10 protein-coding genes and 11 pseudogenes are annotated in these 21202 nt (G+C 33.1%); all 21 read left to right on the top strand.

Features of this window, described 5'->3' with window-relative positions; genetic code table 11:
- Window positions 1-6: 6 nt before the first annotated feature.
- Window positions 7-1422, top strand: coding sequence for a YfcC family protein (locus U880_RS0105310; RefSeq protein WP_024655091.1), 1416 nt, complete (start codon window positions 7-9; stop codon window positions 1420-1422).
- A gap of 24 nt (window positions 1423-1446) precedes the next feature.
- Entirely contained in the window at window positions 1447-2379 is a 933-nt protein-coding gene (gene arcC / locus U880_RS0105315; protein WP_024655092.1) for a carbamate kinase, read from the top strand.
- A 314-nt stretch (window positions 2380-2693) separates the two neighbouring features.
- The gene (locus U880_RS0105320) at window positions 2694-4016 is read left to right on the top strand and encodes an NCS2 family permease (protein WP_024655093.1); all 1323 of its coding nucleotides are present in this window, start codon (window positions 2694-2696) and stop codon (window positions 4014-4016) included.
- A 116-nt stretch (window positions 4017-4132) separates the two neighbouring features.
- Complete coding sequence (locus U880_RS11805; protein WP_235048012.1) at window positions 4133-4297, top strand: hypothetical protein; 165 nt, start codon at window positions 4133-4135, stop codon at window positions 4295-4297.
- Window positions 4298-4448: 151 nt separating this feature from the next.
- On the top strand, window positions 4449-4577 hold the full coding sequence (locus U880_RS11810; protein WP_235048017.1) for a Vsp/OspC family lipoprotein: 129 nt from the start codon (window positions 4449-4451) through the stop codon (window positions 4575-4577).
- A gap of 515 nt (window positions 4578-5092) precedes the next feature.
- On the top strand, window positions 5093-5569 hold the full coding sequence (locus U880_RS10095; protein ID WP_326942973.1) for a Vsp/OspC family lipoprotein: 477 nt from the start codon (window positions 5093-5095) through the stop codon (window positions 5567-5569).
- A 369-nt stretch (window positions 5570-5938) separates the two neighbouring features.
- A pseudogene (locus tag U880_RS11525) lies at window positions 5939-6995 on the top strand (variable large family protein).
- Window positions 6996-7138: 143 nt separating this feature from the next.
- Window positions 7139-7394, top strand: a pseudogene (locus U880_RS0105340) (variable large family protein); the annotation flags it as partial.
- Window positions 7395-7605: 211 nt separating this feature from the next.
- Entirely contained in the window at window positions 7606-8721 is a 1116-nt protein-coding gene (locus U880_RS0105350) for a variable large family protein (RefSeq protein ID WP_024655095.1), read from the top strand.
- Window positions 8722-9196: 475 nt separating this feature from the next.
- A pseudogene (locus U880_RS10105) lies at window positions 9197-10256 on the top strand (variable large family protein).
- 127 nt (window positions 10257-10383) lie between these two features.
- Window positions 10384-11374: pseudogene (locus tag U880_RS10110) on the top strand (variable large family protein).
- Window positions 11375-11698: 324 nt separating this feature from the next.
- The gene (locus tag U880_RS0105370; protein WP_235048018.1) at window positions 11699-12751 is read left to right on the top strand and encodes a variable large family protein; all 1053 of its coding nucleotides are present in this window, start codon (window positions 11699-11701) and stop codon (window positions 12749-12751) included.
- Between the two features lie 313 nt (window positions 12752-13064).
- Window positions 13065-14069 (top strand): annotated as a pseudogene (locus U880_RS10115) (variable large family protein).
- A gap of 238 nt (window positions 14070-14307) precedes the next feature.
- Window positions 14308-15347, top strand: a pseudogene (locus U880_RS10120) (variable large family protein).
- A 194-nt stretch (window positions 15348-15541) separates the two neighbouring features.
- Window positions 15542-15712, top strand: a pseudogene (locus U880_RS11815) (variable large family protein); the annotation flags it as partial.
- A gap of 44 nt (window positions 15713-15756) precedes the next feature.
- Window positions 15757-15951 (top strand): annotated as a pseudogene (locus tag U880_RS11820) (variable large family protein); the annotation flags it as partial.
- A gap of 258 nt (window positions 15952-16209) precedes the next feature.
- Complete coding sequence (locus U880_RS0105420) at window positions 16210-17214, top strand: variable large family protein (protein ID WP_051373882.1); 1005 nt, start codon at window positions 16210-16212, stop codon at window positions 17212-17214.
- A gap of 592 nt (window positions 17215-17806) precedes the next feature.
- A pseudogene (locus U880_RS10125) lies at window positions 17807-18855 on the top strand (variable large family protein).
- 262 nt (window positions 18856-19117) lie between these two features.
- Window positions 19118-19614, top strand: a pseudogene (locus U880_RS10875) (variable large family protein); the annotation flags it as partial.
- Between the two features lie 133 nt (window positions 19615-19747).
- Window positions 19748-19893 (top strand): annotated as a pseudogene (locus U880_RS11825) (variable large family protein); the annotation flags it as partial.
- A 283-nt stretch (window positions 19894-20176) separates the two neighbouring features.
- Window positions 20177-21031 (top strand): complement regulator-acquiring protein, encoded by an 855-nt coding sequence (locus tag U880_RS0105440; RefSeq protein ID WP_024655101.1) that lies wholly within the window; start codon window positions 20177-20179, stop codon window positions 21029-21031.
- Window positions 21032-21202: the final 171 nt, after the last annotated feature.

A 21202-nucleotide genomic window follows, 5' to 3' on the forward strand; every position in this document is an offset into this window, starting at 1 on the left:
GATAAAATGGTTCAAAAAAATAAAATGCCAAGTAGTTTTACGATAGTATTTGCTTTAATAGTGTTTATGACAATATTAACTTATATAGTTCCTGCAGGTGAATTTCATAAAGAAAATAGAGAAGTGAATGGTAATTTGCAAGAAGTTGTTGTGGCTGGGACTTATCATGCAGTAGACAGAGCATCTAGGGGATTTTGGGATGGCATTTTTATTATTTTAACAGCAATGGCTAAAGGAATGGAACATGCTGTTGAAGTTATTGTATTTGTTTTAATTGTTGGTGGAGCTTATGGAATTATTTTAGGGACGGGAGCGGTTGATGCAGGAATAGCCGCAGCAATTAAGAAAATGGGAAATAAGGATAGACTTTTGATACCCTTGATGATGTTTATTTTTTCCATAGGCGGAACTACAACGGGGATGTATGAAGAAACACTACCATTTTATCTAATTATGATCCCACTGGTAATAGCTTTAGGTTATGATAGTGTTGTAGCTGTTGCAATTATTGGACTAGGGGCTGGTGTTGGAACTATGGCATCTACTATTAATCCATTTGCTACGGGGATAGCATCAGCGATAGCTGGTATTGAAATAAAGGACGGTTTTTATTTTCGTATTGTTTTATACATAGTTTCTGTTTTTGTAGCTATAGCATATGTATTGATATATGCAATTAGAGTTAAGAATGATCCTAAAAGATCTATAGTATATTCTCAAAGGGAAGAGAATTATAATCTATTTGTTAAAGGTAGGAGTGATGATAAGAGTGATAGTATGCCAGAATTTACAAATAGACGGAAAATGGTATTAGTATTGTATGGAATAATGGTTGTATTTTTAATATATAGTATTTTAGAGCTTGGTTGGTGGATGCAAGAGATGACAATGTTATATCTTGGTACAGCGATTCTATCTGCGTTTATATGTAAAATGAATGAATCTAAAATGTGGGATACCTTTGTAGAGGGAGCTAAAGATATGATAACAGCAGCACTTATTATAGGTATGGCTCGGGGAGTAATGATTGTAGCTGATGAAGGCATGATTACAGGAACAATTTTACATGCTGCATCAGAATTTTTGTATGGGGTACCTAAAGGTATGTTTATTATTTTAAATGAACTTGTACAGATATTTATAGGTTTTATTGTGCCCTCTTCATCAGGACATGCAAGTTTAACAATGTCAATGATGGCTCCATTGGCTGATTTTTTAGATATGCCAAGATCGTCAGTTGTATTGGCTATGCAGACAGCATCAGGTTTGGTAAATTTGTTAACGCCAACAAGTGGGGTTATCATGGCTGTATTGGGAATGGCAAGACTTAGTTATGGTAGTTGGTTTAAGTTTGTGATGCCAATTTTTGTGATTGAATTTGTAATATGTATTTTAGTAATAATGGCAAATGTATATTTATAGTATGTACTATTTAAGGAGTTATGTATGAATAAAAGAATTGTAGTAAGCCTTGGAGGAAATGCTTTAGAATGTGGAGATGGAACATTTTGTGAGCAATTGTCAAGGATAGAAAGTAGTGTATGTGGTATAGTGGATTTAATAGAATATGGTTATGAGATAGTGATTAGTCATGGTAATGGTCCTCAAGTGGGAAGAATTTTGCTAGAAAATGAAATGTGCAAGGAGACGCCATTGGCACCACTTGATGTGTGTGTTGGTATGAGTCAAGGGATGATAGGATATTATATTGAGCAGGCATTAAGGAATGAGATCTGTAGGCGGGGAATTAAACGAAAAGTAATAGTAGTGTTGACTCAAGTTTTGGTAGATAAGGAAGATGAGTGTTTTAATAATCCTAGCAAACCTATTGGTCCATTTTATGATAAGATACGAGCAAAAGAGCTTGAGAGTGAGGGATATACTTTAAAAGAAGATAGTGGAAGAGGGTATAGGAGAGTGGTGGCATCACCTAAGCCTATTGAGATTATAGAAATTGAAGAGATAATTGAATTAATTAACAAAGGATGTATAGTTATTGCTTGTGGAGGAGGTGGTATACCTGTTATAAAAGATGAAAGAGGAGTTATTAAGGGAATAAGTGGAGTAATTGATAAGGATTTTGCATCGTCTAAATTAGGACAAGATATAGGAGCAGATCAGTTATTAATCATTACTGCTGTTGAGCAGGTAGCGTTAAATTTTGGCAAAAGCAATGAAAGTTTACTGAGCAAAGTAAGTATTGGTGATTTAGAGAAATATATCAAAGAGAGTCACTTTGCAGCAGGTTCTATGTTGCCTAAAATAGAGGCAAGTATTAACTTTGTAAAGTCTAGAGAGAATAGAGAGGCAATTATTACGTCACTTGATAAAATTATTGAAGGGATAAAGGGAATTAGAGGGACAATTATAACCATGTAGATTGGTTACTAAATATTGACATAGGAAGTTGTATAAGTAAGCATCTATTTTAAAAAGAGTAAAGTTTCAAAATCGATGATCAAGATGAATGGCGGGGATCTTCAAATCAACCCATTCATTTGTATTTGTAATTTCTATTATTAAATTTTGTATTTCATGTATGATATTTGTAGTTTTGTTCAATAATTTTTATCATATTAGTTTTTTAATCATGATACAATAAATTCTTTATAAGAAAATGTTGTAAAATTTGTATCTTTAAATATTTTGAACTAAATGTGTATGTATATTTTGTAAAGGAGCGTTAAAATAGTATGAAAAAGGACAAAATTGATTACAAAAGAGAAATAATTGCTGGAATTACAACATTTTTAAGTATGGGATATATAATAATAGTAAATCCTTTAATATTATCTAATGCGGGAATGCCTATGGGAGCATTGATAACAGCTACATGTATAACAGCTGGGCTTGCTACAATTATGATGGGTGTAGTAACAAATACTCCTTTAGCTTTAGCGTCTGGGATGGGGACCAATGCATTTTTTGCTTTTTCTATTGTAAAAGGAATGAATATACCTTGGGAAGTGGCTTTGGCCGCAGTGTTTGTTGAAGGAATTCTGTTTATTATTTTATCTTTGTCAAAGATTAGAGAAAATATCATAAATGCTATACCAATGAATTTAAAATATTCTATTTCTGTTGGTATTGGATTTTTTATTGCTTTTATTGGTTTAGTTAATAGTAATATTATAGTTAAGAATGAAGCCACATTAATTGGTATCGGTAATTTTATAGATTTACAAGTTTTGATGACATTGTTAGGTTTTCTCTTAATATATATTTTTGAGATGAAGGGTATTAGAGGAAGTATATTATTGTCAATTTGTATTATTACTTTAATATCTTGGGGTTATTGTTTGTTTGATAGAGAATCTGCTATGAGTATTGGATTTAAATTGCCAGATGGATTTTTAAGATACGAATCGTTTTTCCCTATATTTAATAAATTAAATTTTTCTTATATTGTAAATGGAAATTTATGGAATTTTATTTTTATAGTATTTATTTTATTATTTAATGATATTTTTGATACGCTTGGAACTTTAGTGGGAGTTGCTACTAAGGGAAATATGGTTGATAGTGATGGTAATGTACGTAGTGCCGGTAAGATATTATTAGTCGATGCTATTGCTACAACTTTTGGTGCGATTATGGGAGTATCTACTGTTACAACTTATATTGAAAGTTCTACGGGAGTGGCAGCAGGAGGACGTACTGGGGTTACATCAATTATGACAGGAATTTTATTTATATTATCAATATTTTTTGCACCTTTATTTATTGCTGTTCCAACTAGTGCGATATCAGCTACTTTAATATATGTTGGGTTTTTAATGTGTAAGGAGATCAAAAATATTGATTTTACGAATATGAAAGAAGCTATTCCAAGTTTTTTGATATTATTGTTAATTCCGTTAACTTATAATATAGCTTCAGGAATCGGTATTGGAATAACTTTTTATGTAATTATGAGTTTATTATATAATTTTTTAAGGAAAGAGTATGTCAATGTGTCTCCTATCATAATTGTATTGTCTTGTGTTTTTGTCTTGAAATTATTGCTTTCTAGTTAAGGTTTTATAAATAAAATATAATTATGAATAGAGATATTTATTACTAAAAAAATCGTGTGTAATGACTGAATTGTGAATACAAAGTAGGAGTTTGAAATTTTTAGTACTTAATTTGTTTGATGTGTAATAATGGATTAGTAAAAGAGCAAAGTAAAGCAACAAAGGCATATGGAATATTGATTGATTTTAAGGTGGTAAGTAAAAAGATAAAATATGTGGTTGAGTTTGTTGGGAAAGTGGAGGGAGTTCATGCTTACTGTAAAGGTGGATTGGCAGAGTAAAGTTAGAGACGTATTCAAGTGGTATCACTGAAAAGATTAAGACTAAAATTGTTGCTGCTAAAATTAAAAGTGTAAATTTCTTAAAAAATTGCAATAAAAGAAAGGTGATCTTGGCAAAGAAGGTATTGGCGATGATGCTTCAGAGGAGGCTATAGCTTATGTAAAAAAGGATGGAGATAAAGGAATAAAAGAATTATGCGCACTCAACAAAACAGTTTATGAATTGTTGACGGCTTCTAATAGAATGGTATCGGATGCAATAGCAGAACTTGTAGTTTAACTCTACTACTTAGAGAAGTTAAAATATATAAATACAAGATATTAAAGCAAGAAATAGCTTTAATAATATAAATAAAGTTATAAGAGAAATATACTGAGAGTTAATCTCTTAGTATATTTTGTTTTATGATGTCAAAAAAAATATATCTTTTTTGACATCATTTGTTAGTTATTATCTATTTATTCATCGTTGTCTTTCCTTTTCTCTTACCTATTTCTTTTCCTTTCATTCTTTTCTTTGCCTCCTTGTTTTTATGATTTATTTTTTAGCTTATCTCTTAAAATCATAAACAAAAAATAAAATGGGGACAAGAGAGATAAATATGAGAGGATAGTTGATGAGAGAGAAAAGAGTGAAAAGAAGAGTAAAGGGAATAATGGTGGTGGTGGTGATTATGGTGGTGGTGGGGATGTAATAGTGGAGGGGGAGTAAGTGAGGGAAGTCAAGCAAAAGCGACTAAGGCAGATGGGAGTGTAATTGATTTAAAGGTAGTAGGGGAGAAGATAAAAAGTGCGGTGGAGTTTGCAGGGAAAGTAAAGGAAGTGCATACTTTAGTTAAGTCGGTTGATGAGCTGGCTAAAGCTATAGGGAAGAAAATTAAAAGTGATAATAATAATTTTGAGGCTGAAGCTAATAAGACTGGTTCTTTAGTTGCGGGGGCATTGCAGATAGTATTAACTGTAAAAGAGAAATTGGGTAAGTTAGATGCAGAAGCTACTAAATTTGAAGAAGTTAATTCAAAATTTACTGAAGCTAAGGGTAAAATTGATGAGTTTGTAAAGAAATTAAAAGAAGGTCATGCTGCTCTTGGTGAACATGATGCTCAGGATGATGATGTGAAGAAAGCTATAGATAGAATTGGTCAACCTAATGGAGATAAAGGAGCAAAAGAATTAGGAGGACTCAACAAAGCAATTGATGAATTGTTAAGGGCTTCTAATAAAATAGTATCGGATGCAATGGCAGAGCTTGTAGTTAAACCTACTATTTAAGAAGTTAAATTATATAGATACCAAGATATTCAATTGGGATAATAACTTTAAGAAAATAGATAAAGTTATAAAGGGAAGATATTGAGAGTTAAGCTCTTGGCATCTTTTATTTTATTGTTTTCATTAAATTGTTCTAATTGAAAATATTCAGTTTTTAGTTTTTATATAGATTTTATGAATTTTCGTTTAGTCATTTATTCATAGATGTATCCATTTTGTTTTTGTGTCTTACTAGGTTTTAAAGATAAGCTAGAAAAAAATAAAACAAATAAGGAGGCGAAGAAAATGAAGAGAGAAGGAATAGTAGGGGAAATAAAAGGGAAGAGAGAAATAGAGAGAGGAAGAGAGAGAGGGAAGAGAGGGAGAAGAATGAAAGGGATAGTGATGATGATAGTGATGGGATGTAATAGTGGAGGAGTAAAAGGTGGAGAAGGGACAGGAGGAGAAGAGGGGAGAGGAGGAAGTTTGAGTGAGGTATTGCTGGAAGTAGGAAGAAGTGCAGAGAATGTCTTTTACTCGTTTGTAGCACTAATCTCAGATACTTTGGGCTTTAATGCAACTAAAGATACAAAGAAGCAAGATGTAGGAGAATATTTTGACAATTTAAGTGTTAAGATTGGATCGGCATCAAAAGAGTTAGAAGATGTAGTAAAAAAGGCGGAAGGAGAAGGATCTAAAGATGGTTCAATAGCCGTAGCGATTAGAGAAGCAGTTAATGTTGCCAAGACTACTTTGAACACATTAAAAGAGCATTTAGAGTCTTTAAAAGATATCGGTGATGGAGCTGTGGTAGGTGATGCAGCAAGTAATAAAGAAGGAGTAGCGGCAGATGGTGATGCATTAAATAAAGTCCTTAAAGCATTTCAAGGCATAATCATCTGGTAAAGAAGGTGTTGTTAAGCCAGAAGTAGGAAATACAACAGTAAAAATAGATAATGCAAATAATAAAGATGGAGCTAAGATATTATCTACAAATAGTAATGTTAAACCAGCAGCAGCAGATGCAGGAAAGGCAGCAGCTATACTAACAACAGTAAGTGGTAAAGAAATATTAGCATCAATAGTTGACTCAAAAGATAGTGATCCTGTACTAGGAGGATCGGCTCCAAATGGAAATACAACTGCAATGAGTTTTGCTAAAGGAGGAAATACTGCAGATAATTTAGCACAAGATGCAGTTAAAGCAGCAGCAGTAGCAGGAGGAATAGCCCTACGTTCATTGATTAAGACAGGAAAATTAGCATCAGGAGCAGTAGATAAATCACAGGGAGGAAAAGAAGAAGTACAAAAGGTAGGAGTAGCCGCAGTAAATAAGCTATTAGTAGCAGTAGAAGATATAATGAAAAAAACAGTAAAAGAAATACTTAAAAAAGTAAAAGAAAACATAGATAAATCAAGATCTCCAAAGGCAGCAGTTCAACAATAATAGAGATAGTTAGATTAAATTATTTAGAAATTAGGATATAAGGCAAGTTTAGATATGAGTCTAGTTTGCCTTTTTTTTTAAATAAATTTTATTTTTTATGTTTCTTTTTTGCAATATATATAAGTAAATCCATTATTATCGTTGCAAGTATTGCGGCTGCTAAGAAGGAAGATGATAAGAAAGAAATTAAGGAAGGGGCAAAGAAAAATTTGGTAATAGCAGCGGGGATAGTATTGAGAGGAATGGCAAAAAATGGAGCAGTAGCAAGTGTAGTAAATAAGGTATTGAGTACATTGATAGGTGGCAATCAGAAATAGAGTGGATGAAGGATTAAAAGAGATAAATAAGGTATTAGGAGAGATTAAGCAAGGAGCAGGTTCTGAGGCTAAGACTAATTAATAGGTGAATTAGTATATATTGAATATAGTTCAAATTCTTAGATAAGAATGTTAATGGAGGGAGCAATAAAGCTCTCTTTTTTTATTTGCAGTGTTGTGTATGTTATATAAGTAATATTTATATAGATCGTCATTTGTTGATTTTTTTGCTTCCGTTATTCCAAGAAAAGCTATAAAAAAGCAATAAAGAAAAAAACAAGGAGGCGAAAAGAATGAAGAAAAGAGGAGTAAAGGGAATAAGAATAAGAGAAGTAATGATGATGCTGGTGATGGTGGTGATGATGGGATGTAATAGTGGGGGAGTTGCGGGAGGAGAGGGGAAGGTAAACTTGGAAGCTAAGAATAGTTTTTTAGAGTCATTAGTAAAGATAGGAGAGGGGTTTCAGGAGATTTTTGCTGGTTTTGGGAGTGCAATAGGGGATGCATTTGGATTTACTGTTGTTAAATCGGGGGATAAGAAAAGTAAGGTGGGAGAACACTTTAAGGAAATAGGTGATGGACTTACAACAACTAAGAATAAGTTAAAAGAGCTAGAAGGTAAGATATCAGAGGCTAAGAATGCTGATGGAGTTACAGTTGAAGCTGTTAAAGGTGCAATCAAAGGAGCAAATGATGTTTTTACACAGCTAATTGCTTCACTAACTAAACTTTCTGATGTAACTAACGATGGTTCTGAAATTGCTGCTACTGCTATTGCTGCTGCTTCAGCACCAGCTAATAAAGATAATGTTGAAACCATTATTGCAGGAGTGAAAGAAATTATTAAAGTAGCGGAGACATCTGGAGTAAAGATTGAGAAAGGAATTCCTGGTGGTTCGGTTGCCAATGGTGCGGGTAGTTCTACTGCTACCATTAATGCTAATGCTGCTGCAGGTGCTGGAGCTGGTCCTAAATTGGCTGAAGAAGTGGCTAAAGCAGACCCATGGGCAATGATTGATAAAATAAAAGATTCTAAGACCAATACTGCTCAACTTACTGTTGATAATAATAATGATGCTGGAACATTGGCTACTGGTGCTAATGCTAATGATGTTAATGGAGCTAAGGCGGCTACTAACGCAGATTTAGCAGCAGCTGTAGCTCTTAAGGCTATGACTAAAGGAGGCAAACTTAGTGCTCATAATGCTAATAATGAAGTTGATGCGGTTAAAGCAGCAGCAACAACCGCAGTAAATAAGGTATTAGGAATACTTGATTTTATAATTAAGAGAACAGTAGGAAGTAATTTAGAAAAGGTAAAAGAAGCAATTAAGGGAATAAAATACTCTGAGACTAGTGGAGTTGACTCTACTAAATCTGATACTACTCAAGCTACAACCACTAAATAAATTAGTAATTTTAGTAATAAAAAATCAAATCATTAAGGACAACACTTCTCTTTATTTAGGGAAGTTGTTTTCTTTTTATAAGATATATTCCATCTTATATTCTTTATATTCTAATGAAAAATATTAAGTTTATTGTATGGTTATTGTTTAGGAAAGATTATACATCATAGCCTGAATATTAAAAATAATACATTAAAATCAAAAAGACTATATTTTACATAGTTTATGTATTATGTATGTAGAAAATTTGATATTAAAGATTTTATGTTTTTAAATTGATAACAAACGAAGTAAAATTTTCATTTATTCATTCAATTTATCCATTCATTTATTTTTTATTTTTGATTTTTTTATGTCTTACTAAGTTTTAAAGAAAAGCTATAAAGTAAAAAAAAACAAGGAGGTGAGGAAAATGAGAATAGGAAAAATAAAAGGGAGAAGAGAATTAGAGAGAGAAAAGAGAGGAGAGGAGAAGATGGGGAAGAGAATGAGAATGAATGGATTAATATTGGTGATGATGATAGTGATGGGCTGTAATAGTGGGGGAGTTGCGGGAGGAGAAGGGAGAGGATCTAAAAGTTTAAGTAAGGTATTGCTGGAAGTAGGGAGAAGTGCGGAGAATGTATTTTACTCATTTTTGGAATTAGTTTCATGTTCTTTGGGATTTGTTGTTAAATCAACTACTAAGAAGAATGAAGTGGGAAATTATTTTGATGGGCTGAGTAAGAGACTTGAGATTGCATCAGGAGAATTAGAGAAAGTAGCAGAAAAAGCATCGTCAGATTTTGATAAAGAAGGTATATTAAATAAGGGAATAAGAGCGGCAGTTGATACGGCTAAAACTACTTTAAGTACATTAAAAGGGCATTTAGCATCATTAAGAAGAATAGGTGATGACAATGTTGTAGGTGAGGCGGCATTTAATGCCCAAGGAGTAGCGGGCAGATACAGAGGAATTACAGAGAGTTTTTAAGGCATTGCAAGAAATAGTGAAAACAGCAATAGTTGTAGGTGTGTCAGAGCCAAAAGTGGGGACTGCTGTATTAAATGTAACTGGAACAGATAATAAGGAGGGCGCTAATATATTATCTACAGATAGTAATCACAAACCAGGAGCGACAGATGCAGGTAAAGCAGCGGCAATATTGTCAACAGTAAGTGGGGAGGAAATGCTAAGATCAATAATTCACCCAAAGGAAGTGAAGGAATTAAAAGCTCAGGCAACTGCAGATACAACTCCATTGGAGTTTGCGAAAGGCGGTGCTGGAGATTATTTAGGAAAAGATGCCACACCAAAAGCAACAGCATTAGCAGGAGGAATTGCTTTACGTTCATTAGTCAAGACAGGTAAGTTAGCGTCAGGAGCAGCAGATAATATTGCTGGAGGAAAGTCCGATGTGCAAACAGTGGGTATAGATGCAGCAAATAAGTTATTGGGAGCAGTGGAAAAAATAGTGAAAAAGACAGTAAAGAATATTCTTGAGAAAGCAAAAGAAAAAATAGATGAAGCAAGAAACCTAAAAACAGCAAAGTAATAAATAAGATAGCTATTTAGAATTAGATTATTTAGGAATAAGATTAGAAGGTAAGTCTAGAGATTTATCTAGGTTTGCTTCTTCCTTGTTGTAAGGAAAAGAAGGAGACACGTGTAATAAGAAAAAAATAAAAGCGATAATAGTAATTTTATTTTTAATAATAGGATTTAATAGTGGAGGAGTGAAAGATCCAGAGAAAGTGTTTTTGAGTGAGATGGTAAATTTAGGGAAAGGATTTTTGGAAGTATTTGTGAGTTTTGGCTATATGATTACAGGGACATTGGGGATAAAAGCGAAAACAAAGAAAAGTGAGATTGGTGGATATTTTACTAAGATTGGGAATACTATGAAAACAGTAAAAGTGAAATTAGGGGAGAGTTTGGAAGAGAATGGGAATTATCCGAAAGTGAAAGGTAAGGTAGAGGAATTTATTGGGGAAGATAGGTAAGATCGAAGAAGGAGCAAAGGAAGCAGCTAAAGGGGCTACGGGTGATATTGCTATAGGTGGTGCTCCTAAAGAAGGACAAGATGCATTTCCTGCTAATAAAGATGCAGTAAATTTGCTTGTTAAAGGGATTAAGGCTATTGTTGCTGTTGTTTTAAAAGAAAATGAAGGTAATGCTGAGGCTAACAAGACTAGGGAAGATGAAAATAAGACAATTGGTAAGTTACTTGGTGGTAAAGATAATAGTACTGATTCCATAGCAGCAGCATCAAGTGCGTCGATATGAGCAGTAAGTGGTGTTGATATATTGCAAGCGATTGTTAAATCTTCTGATGTTTCTGGTGAGATTGAAATTGAGAATGCAAAAAATGTAGCAGAAATTGCAGCTGCAAAGAAAGAAGATAATAAAGATATTAAAGATGGGATAAGGAAAGATGCAGTAATAGTAGGAGGTATAGCATTGAGAGGGATGGCAAAGGATGGTAAATTTGCTGCTAAGGCTGAAGAGAAAGCAGCGAATGCAGTAAATGGAACAGTAGCAAGTGCAGTGAATAAGGTGTTAAGTACGTTGGTAATAGCAATCAGGAATACAGTTGATGAAGGATTAAAAGGGATTAATGAGGTATTAGGAGAGATTAAGCAAGGAGAAGGTTCTGAAGTTAAGGCTAATTAATAGGTTAATTAGTATATATTTAATATAGTTGAAAATGATTAGGTAGAAATATTAATGAAGAGAGCAATAAAGCTCTCTTTTTTTATTTGCGGTATTGTGTATGTTGTATAAAGCCTTATTTATTTGTTTTCTGCTTTTAAAGAAAAGCTATAAAAAAGCTAAAAATAATAATAAAAAACAAGGAGGCGAAGGAAAGGAATGAAAGAGAAGAAAGGAATAGGAAATATAGAAGAGTGTATAAGCGAGTATAGAGAGAAGGGAAGAGAGAAGGGAAGAGAGAAGGGAAGTAAAAGAGGATTAAAGGGGATAAGAATAAGAGAAGTAATGATGGTGATGGTGATGGTAGTGATGATGGGATGTAATAGTGGGGGAGTTGCGGGAGGAGAGGGGAAGGTAAACTTGGAAGCTAAGAATAGTTTTTTAGAGTCATTGGTAAAGATAGGAGAAGGATTTCAGGAGATTTTTGTTGGGTTTGGGAGTGCAATAGGGGATGTATTAGGGTTTAATGCTGTTAAATCTGACGATAATAGAAGCAAAGTGGGAGAACATTTTAAGACTATTGGAGATGGATTGAAGAATACTAAGGATAAATTAGCTGAGTTAGGGAAAGAAATAGTTGCTGTTCCTAATGCTGATACTAAAGGAGTTGAAGCTGTTATTCAAAGTTCTAGCGCAGTGATTTCAAAGTTAATTGATTCTGTAACTAAGCTTGTTGGGGTAACTAAAGAAGGTAATACTGATATTGGTGATAATGCTGCTGGTGCTGCAGTACCTGCTGGAGAGGCTAACATTAAAGTTGTTATTGCGGAAGTTAGAGATATGATTGATATTGCTGAAAAGTCTGGTGTAAAAATTGATGCTGGAACTGCTGGTGGTGAAGTGGCTGCTGGTGCTAATACTGCGCCTGCTGTACTTAGTGGAGACGCTGCTGCTGCTGCTGGTGATGCTGCTAAACTAGCTGCTGAAGTGTCTAAAGCAGATCCATGGGCAATGATAGATAAGATTAAAAATGCTAAGACTAAAACTGGTGCTCTTACTGCTGGTGCCAATAATAATGCTGGAGAATTAGCTACTGGTGGTAATGTAGCTAATGGTGCTAAGGCAGCTACCAATGCGGATTTGGCAGCGGCTGTTGCACTAAGGGCTATGACTAAGTCTGGGAAGTTTAGTGCCAATAATGCTGATACTGATGTTGTTAAGGCAGCAGCCGCAAGTGCTGTAAATAAGGTATTGGGAGTATTGGATATAATAATTAGGAAAATAGTAAATCTTGAACTTGGTAAGATTAAAGATGCTGTTAAGGGAATTCAATATTCAGAGACTACTGGAATTAATGTTCCAGAGGCTGGTACTACTCAAATTCCTGCTACTAAATAAATCGTAAAATTGAATTATAGAGTTATTTAAGGAAAACACTTTTTTCTGTAAGAAGGATAGTTGTTTTCCTTATTTTCATTTTAGTATGTCTTATTAAACATTTATCATTTGTTCATTTAACAAGAGAATTTCAATTTATATATCATTTATGAATTTTTATTTCGTTTTTGCTTTTGCTTTAAGCTTGTGAAGAGAAATAAGGAGGCGAAGAAAGAAATGAAAAAAAATAAAGGAGATAGAGCAAAGAGGAAAGGGAAGGGAAAAGGGAGAAGGAAGAAGGATAATAGGGTTTATTAAGGGAAGTATTGTGTTAATGATGATGATGGGAATTATGGGATGTAATAGTGGGTTATTGGCAGCAGAGAAGGCAAGAAATGAGTTTTTGAGTTCTATGGTGAATTTAAGGAAAGGATTTATAGAAGTATTTGTGATATTTGGAGGATATGGTGAGTGGGACATTGGGGATTAGAGTGGATACGAAGAAGAGTGAAATAGGAAAGTATTTTAGTGGTATTGCTGAGACTATGAAATTAGTAAAAGGTAAGTTAAACGATGTTGTGAAAAAGAATGGGAATTATGGAGAAGTGAAAATGGTTGTTGAGCAATTTATTAGTGGAACATTAGATAAGATAGCAGAAGGAGCAAAAGAAGCAGGAAAAGGAGCTATAGGAGATGTTATAGGAAATGCTACTGCAACTGGACATAGAAGCTACTCCTGCTAGTAAAGATGCAGTTATTTCTCTTGTTAAGGGGATAAAGACAGTTGTTTAAGTTGTGTTAGGGAAAGGAGGTGTTAGTTCAGATGCTGATAAAACAGGTAATGATAAGAAGGATATTGGTAATCTATTTGCTGATGATGTTGGTAAGAGTGATGCGAAAGAAGAAAATATTGCAAAGGCATTAGCAAGTATCAGTGAGTGGAGCAGATATATTGCAAGCAATAGCTAAATCTAAAGAGAATCCTGTTGTTTGTTAATGATACTGAGGGAATTGAGAAAGCGGGGAGATGCGGGAGAAATTGCTGTAGCTCCAGCTAAGGGTGGTAATAAAGAAATTAAAGGAAGGGGCACAAAGAAAGATGCAGTAATATCAGCAGGGATAGCATTGAGAGGTATGGTGAAAGATGGTAGATTTGCGGCTAAGAACTGAAGATAAATCAGAAAATGCAGTAAATGGAACAATAGCAAGTGCAGTAAATAAGGTGTTAAGTACGTTGGTAATAGCGATAAGGAATAGAGTAGATTTGGGATTAAAAGGGATAAATAAGGTATTGGGAGAGATTAAGGAAGGAGAAGGTTCTGAGGTTAAGTCTAATTAGTAGGTGAATTAGTATATATTGAGTATAGATAAAATTCTTAGATAAGAACGTTGGCAAAGGGAGCAATAAAGCTCTCTTTTTTTGTTTACAGTATTGTATATGTCATATAAATCATCATTTTTATATAGATATTTTTATGAATTGTTATTTACCCATTCATTTTTTGTGTCTTACTATCTTTTAAAGGAAAGCTAATTAAGAGCTAGAAAAGAAATAAAAAAACAAGGAGGCGAAAAGAATGAAGAGAGAGAAAAAAGCAGAGGGGAAAATAAGAGTAATATTAGTGATGATGATGATGATGATAGTGATGGGATGTAATAGTGGGGGAGTAGGAGAGAGTAAGGAGAGTGTTGAGAATAGATTTTTGAAGTCTTTAGTGGGATTGAGTAATGAATTTTTGAATGTTTTCACTTCTTTTGGGGAAATGGTGGGGAGTGTATTGGGATTGAATGTTGATTCAAAGAAATCAGATGTAGGCAATTATTTTAAGACAGTACAGGGTACAGTAGAGGGAGTTAAAACAGGACTTAATAAAATTGTTGCTGATATGAAAAAAGAGAGTAATCCTAATGCTGCAGCTACTGAGACTGCAGTGAAAACATTGGTTGAGAGTAAGCTTAGTAAGATAATAGAAGGAGCAAAGACAGCAAGTGAGGCAATTGGATTAGAAGGTAGTGAATTAATTGGTAATGTTGCTGCTCAGAATGCTGGTGCTGTTGGTGTTGAAGTTGATAATCTAATAAATGGGATTAAAAATATAGTAGAAGTGATACTTAAAGAAGGAAATGCTGAGGCGGGAGATGTTAACGGTCCTGTTAAAGATGCTGATGGCGGTGCAGGTGCTGCAAGAGCTGCTGCTGGTGGTGTTGATGGTGATGCAGGTAAATTATTTGCTAATGATAATGCAGGTGATGCTGCTGCTGCAGCTAAAGCAGCGAAAGATGCAGCAAAGGCTGTTGGGGCAGTAACTGGTGCTGATATATTAAAAGCTATTTCTATAGGTGTTGGGGGCAATGCTGCTAAGTTAGCTCAAAATACCGCTGCTGTTGCTAATATTGCTGCTGCAGCTAATGCTAAAGATGCAACTATAGCAGGTGCTATTGCGTTGCGAGCAATGGCTAAGAATGGTAAATTTTCTGGTCCTAGTGGTGCCGCTAAAGTTGATGTTGCCACTGCAGTTAAAGGAATCAGCAGTAAGTAAAAGAAGCAATGAAAATGACTACTAATGATATTTCTATAGCATCCGAGAAGAATGATTCTGGTGGTCAAAATAGATAGTTAAAATTATATTATATAAGCAAATAATAAAATAAAGTTATAAAGACAAGATACTTAGAGTTAAGCTCTTGGTATCTTTTGTTTTACATTTTTAAATAGAGATATATTTTTTATATACTTAATATTATTTTTTGCTTCATTAAAATGTTTTAGTGAAAAATGTTCAGTGAAGAATAAAGGGAATAGTATTGGGGATGGTGATGATGGTAGTGATGGGATGTAATAGTGGGGGAGTGAAAGGAGAAGGGACAGGAGGAGGAGAGGGGAGAGGATTAAGTGGAGCAATGATGGAAGTAGGGAGGAGTGCAGAGAATGCATTTTATGCATTTTTGGAGTTAGCATCAGATGCTTTAGGTTTTATTGTAAGATAAAATAAGGAGACGAAGAAAATGAAAGGAGGAAAAATAATAAAGATGGTAAACTAGCATCAGGAGCAGCAGATAATGTTACGGGAGGAGGGAAAGAAGTACAAAAAGTAGGGATAACCGCAGTAAATAAGTTATTGGGAGCAGTAGAGGATGTAATTAAGAAAACAGTAAAGAGTGTTCTTGAAAAATCAAAGGTAGGAATAGATAAAGCAAGAGAAACAACAAAAACGTCATAAATATTAGTGTAATAAATAGAAATAAAGATATTTATAGAATTAGATTATTGGATACTGAGAGTAGCAGGCAAACTTAGATATGAGTTTAGGTTTGCTTTCTTTTTTGTTAAATGATTTTTCATTTTTTATTTTTCTCTTATTATAAGATATCGATAAAAGTAGTTTTATTATTATCTATATTAATTATTTCTTTTCTTTGTTATTATGTTTTATTTTATATAAATGATATAAAAGGCAGAGTATTATAGAAAAGTGTTGATGGTAATGATGGGATGTAATAGTGGAGGAGTAGGAGAGAGTAAGGAGAGTGTTGAAAATAGATTTTTGAAGTCTTTAGTGGGATTGAGTAATGAATTTTTGAATGTTTTCACTTCTTTTGGGGAAATGGTAGGGAGTGTATTGGGATTGAAGGCCGATTCTAAGAAGTCCGATGTTGGGAAATATTTTAAGACAGTTCAGGGTACAGTAGAGGGAGTTAAAACAGGACTTAATAAAATTGTTGCTGATATGAAGGAAGAGAAGAATCCAAATGCTGAGGCTACAGCTACTGTAGTGAAAACATTGGTTGAGAATAAACTTGATAAGATAATAGAGGGAGCAAAGACAGCAAGTGAGGCTATTGGTGTTGAAGGCAATGAGTTACTTGGTAATATTGCCAATAATGCTGCTGGTGCTGTGGGTATTGATATAGAAGACCTAGTTAAAGGAATTAAATCAATTGTGGGAATAGTACTTAAAGATGTAGGTAAAGCTGATGCTGGGACTGATAAAAAGGCTGATGATCTTGGTAACAGAACTGCTCAGGCTGGTGAAGGTGAAGCAGGTAAATTATTTGGCAATGCTGTGATAAATGCTTCTCCTAAAAAATCAGCAGCTGATGCATCAAAGGCAGTTGGAGCAGTAACTGGTGCTGATATATTACAAGCTATGGTTAAGGATAATGGTGATGCTGCAAAGCTAGCTAAAGAAATAACTGGTAATGTTGATACAGCTCCTAAAGATGGTACTATAGCAGGAGCTATAGCATTGCGAGCTATGGCAAAGAATGGTAAATTTGCTAATGGTGATAATGCTAATGATGTTTCTATTTCAGTTAAAGGTGCTGCAACAAGTTCAGTAACTAAGGCTTTAGATACATTAACAGTAGCAATAAGAAAGACAATAGATGCAGGACTTAAAGAAGTAAAAGAAGCAATGAAAATTAATGCTAATTCTACTACTGTAGCATCTGAGAAGAGTGATTCTGGTAGTCAAAATAAATAGTAAAAATTATGTAAGTAATAATAAAATAAGAAAGATAAAGTTATAAAATGAGGATACTGAGAGTTAATATCTTTGTATCTTTTATTTTATAGTATGTTAAGTGGAGATATATTGCTTTATATGATTAATTTTATTATTTTTGGTTTTGTTAAAATGTTCTAATGAAAAAGATTATTCAGTTTTTTGTGTGAAATTGTACACATAAAAAAGACAATATATTAATTTGACGAAAAATAAATTTTAATCTTTATTGTTGAAATACGTTGGGTATTGTGAAATGATTGAATGATAATCATATATAGTTTTGATGACAATGTAACATAAAAATAAACCAAAACAATTATAAATATAAAAAAGTAAATAATCCAAATTTTTTATTTTCGAATTTATAGCAAAATAAATCATCGCATTTGATATAGATATTTTTATGAATTTTCGTTTACCCATTCATTGTGTTTGTCTTTCCTAAAAGAAAAGCTAAATAAAAGTAAAAAAAAACAAGGAGGCGAAGAAAGAAATGAAAGGAAAAAAAGGAATAGGGAAATAAGCAGAGAATGTAATAGGTAAGAGAAGGGGAAGAGTAAAGGGATTGATGATGGTGATGGTGATGATGGTGATGATGGGATGTAATAGTGGGGGAGTAAGTGAGGGAAAGGTAAACTTGGAAGCTAAGAATAGTTTTTTAGAGTCATTGGTAAAGATAGGAGAAGGATTTCAGGAGATTTTTGGCGTTTTTGGGAGTGTAATAGGGGATGTATTAGGGTTTAATGTAGTTAAATCTGACGATAATAGAAGCAAAGTAGGAGAACATTTTAAAACTATTGGAGATGGATTAAAGAGTACTAAGGATAAATTGGATAAGTTATCAAAACAAATAGTTTCTACTTCTAATGCTGATACAAAAGGAGTAGAAGCTGTTATTAAAAGTTCTAGTGAAGTGGTGACAGAGTTAATGACTTTTGTAACCAATCTAGCTGGTGTGACTAAAGCTAACACTATTATTGGTGATACTGCTACTGATGCTGCCGCAGTGGCTGCTGATTCAAATGATGTTAAGGCTATAGTTGAAAATGTAAAAAAAATTATTGAATTAGCAAAAAATTCAGGCGTCAAAATTGAAGATGGAAATGCTGGTAATCCGGTAACAGGTGGTGCTCAAACTGATGCTCCTGCTGCACTTGCTGCAAATAATAATGCTACTGCTCAAGCTGGTCCTAAGCTAGCTGAAGAGATATCAAAAGCAGATCCTTGGGCAATGATTAACAAAATTAAGAATGCTAAGATCGATGGTGTTCAACTTGCTGGTGCTAATAATGAAGCTGGAGCCCTGGCTACTGCTATTGCGGCTGCTAATAGTACTGGTGCAGCTACTAATGCCGATCTAGCAGCAGCAGTAGCTCTTAAAGCAATGACTCTAAAGCTGGTAAATTTAGTGCTGCTGCTAATGATGTTGGAGCAGTTAAGGCAGCAGCAACAAGTGCAGTCAATAAGGTATTAGGAATACTTAATTTGATAATTAGGAAAACAGTAAGTATTAATCTAAATAAGATAAGAGAAGCTGTTAATGAAATACAGTACTCTGAAACAGTTGGAACTGATGCGACTGAAGCTTCTACTACTCAAACTTCAGCTACTAAATAAACAGTATAAATGGTGATTAATAAATTATATATATTGTAATGTGTACACTTCTCTCTGTAAATCGTGAGGGAGGTGTTATTCTTGTTAATTATATGTTACTTGATTGATGCATATGTTCTAATCAAAAATATTCGGTTTATTGTATAAAATTGTATAGGATAGATTTGTATAGTTGTAAAATTTTGTATAAAAATATAATGAATCATAAGAAGTAAGTCTTAACTTATATGAGATATCTTAGTTGTTTTATGAGATTTAATCAGAAGCTGGGAACGATAAGAAGGCAAGTGATGGTTCTAATGCAAGAGGTGCTGCTGATGGTGAGGCAGGTAAGTTGTTTGCTAGTGACAATGCTGGAGCTGCTGAAAATGCAAAGAAGTCAGCAGCTGATGCAGCAAAAGCCGTTGGAGCAGTAACTGGTGCTGACATATTACGATCTATGATTAAAGATGGTAATGAGGCTTCTGCTAAGGCTGCAAATGCAAAAGATGGGACAATAGCAGGGGTAATAGCGTTAAGAGCGATGGCAAAGGGAGGAAAATTTGCTTGGCCCTAGTGCAACTGCTGCTGAATATAATTCTGGAGTAAAAAATGCGGTTGTAAGCGCAGTAACAAAGGCGTTAGATACATTAACAGTAGGAATAAGAAGAGAGTATATTGATGAAGGGCTTAAGAGTGTAAAAGGAGGCAATGAAAATTAATACTAATGCTATTTCTGTAGCGTCTGAAAGGATTGGTGCTGGTGGTCAAAATAAATAGTGAAAATTATATTATATAAGGCAAATAAAATATTCTAGTGAAAAATATTCAGTTTATTATATAAAATTGTACAAGCAGATAAATTATAAAAAACAAGTTTTAATCTTTTGAAAAAATTAAATGATAATTATTTGTACTACTGGAAGTAGGAAAAAGTGCAGAGAATGTTTTTTACTTATTTATTGAGTTAATGTCAGGTGTTTTGGGATTTAGTGTGAATACACTACAAAGAAAGAAGACGTAGGAAATCATTTTAAGAATTTAGGTAAGAAGCTTGGTAGTATTTGTTATGTAAATAATATTTTAATGAATCATATTTTTTTGTTTCTAATTCTTAAGTATTTTAGTGTTAGTAGATTAATATCAACTAGTATAATTTATTTTAGTACTCTAAGATTAATATTAATTGTTAATAAGTAAATAATTTTAGAGTAGGGATGTAAAAAAATAGTAATTTTAATTAAAAAAAATTTGTATTTTAGATAAAGTGATATATATTATTAATTAATAATCATTACTATTTAGTAATAGTGATTATTAATTCTAAAGAAGGAGAATATTTGTGAGAAAAAATTTGTTTATATTATTAGTTTTGGGGTTAGCGTCTTGTAATCTAGATTCTAAATTATTGGATAATAAAGAAAGACCTGATAATTTTTTAAAAGATGTTGTAAATAATGTTCAGGATTTTGTGAATAACGTTCAAGGTGATGAACCAATAAAAGAAGATGTTGTTAATAAAGTTTCTGTTGAAAAAGTAGTAAGAGGAGATTCTGTAATAAAAGATGAGAAAGGGGAATTAATATCTGCCCTTATAAATGATATTAATAGTGTTATGAGATTATTAAATCAAGATAAGGCTGAAGTTGAGGATGCAAATCAATATGGTATGAAGGATAAAGTGTTTAAATTAGTGTTAAATGCTGTTAATAATAAGACATTAGATCATGGTGATAATAAGGAAGTAAGACGATTATTTTATTCCTCTTTGTTATACAATAAAGAAAGAATAAAAGATTTTGCAGAAATTCTTAAAAAAGTAGAATCGGATAATGCAAATAAGGGTACATGGATTTACGATATAATGAATGCTGTAGTAGTAGCTCTTCAGTTTGATTTTGAGAGAATAATTAATAAATTAGAAAAGAATAGAGATAAACTTGATAAATTGAGTCTTGTTGATTTAAGAGAAATTAAATCAAAGCTTGAGGAAATTCAATTACAAAAATTAAATTGGAGGAAAGCTGTAGATAGTCTTATTATATCTTATAAAGCTAAAACAGATGGAATTGATTCTGATAGTAAGAAATTGATAGAGCATATTGATAAAAGATATAAAGATCTTATTAAAGTTAAAATTCCTGGAATGAAGGCAGTATCTAATAGGATTATAGCTATTCTAGATACAATTAAGTAATTTATATAATCTTAAAATACAAAGGAAGGTAGATTAATAATATTCTATCTTCCTATATTTTTGTTTTAGAAATGTATTTAGGTGAAGTTTGGTAGAAAAAATTTCTTTTTATATGTATTCTAAAAAAAGAGTCTTTGTTTTATTTAAATTTTACTTTTATAACCCCATAAA

The sequence above is a fragment of the Borrelia hispanica CRI genome, assembly GCF_000500065.1.
GTDB lineage: Bacteria > Spirochaetota > Spirochaetia > Borreliales > Borreliaceae > Borrelia > Borrelia hispanica.

What these genes read in the sequence shown, in the direction of transcription:
- U880_RS0105310 (WP_024655091.1), top strand. Translation starts at nt 7, where the DNA reads ATGGTTCAAAAAAATAAAATGCCAAGTAGTTTTACGATAGTATTTGCT.
- arcC (WP_024655092.1), top strand. Translation starts at nt 1,447, where the DNA reads ATGAATAAAAGAATTGTAGTAAGCCTTGGAGGAAATGCTTTAGAATGT.
- U880_RS0105320 (WP_024655093.1), top strand. Translation starts at nt 2,694, where the DNA reads ATGAAAAAGGACAAAATTGATTACAAAAGAGAAATAATTGCTGGAATT.
- U880_RS0105350 (WP_024655095.1), top strand. Translation starts at nt 7,606, where the DNA reads ATGAAGAAAAGAGGAGTAAAGGGAATAAGAATAAGAGAAGTAATGATG.
- U880_RS0105370 (WP_235048018.1), top strand. Translation starts at nt 11,699, where the DNA reads ATGATGGTGATGGTGATGGTAGTGATGATGGGATGTAATAGTGGGGGA.
- U880_RS0105420 (WP_051373882.1), top strand. Translation starts at nt 16,210, where the DNA reads ATGGTAATGATGGGATGTAATAGTGGAGGAGTAGGAGAGAGTAAGGAG.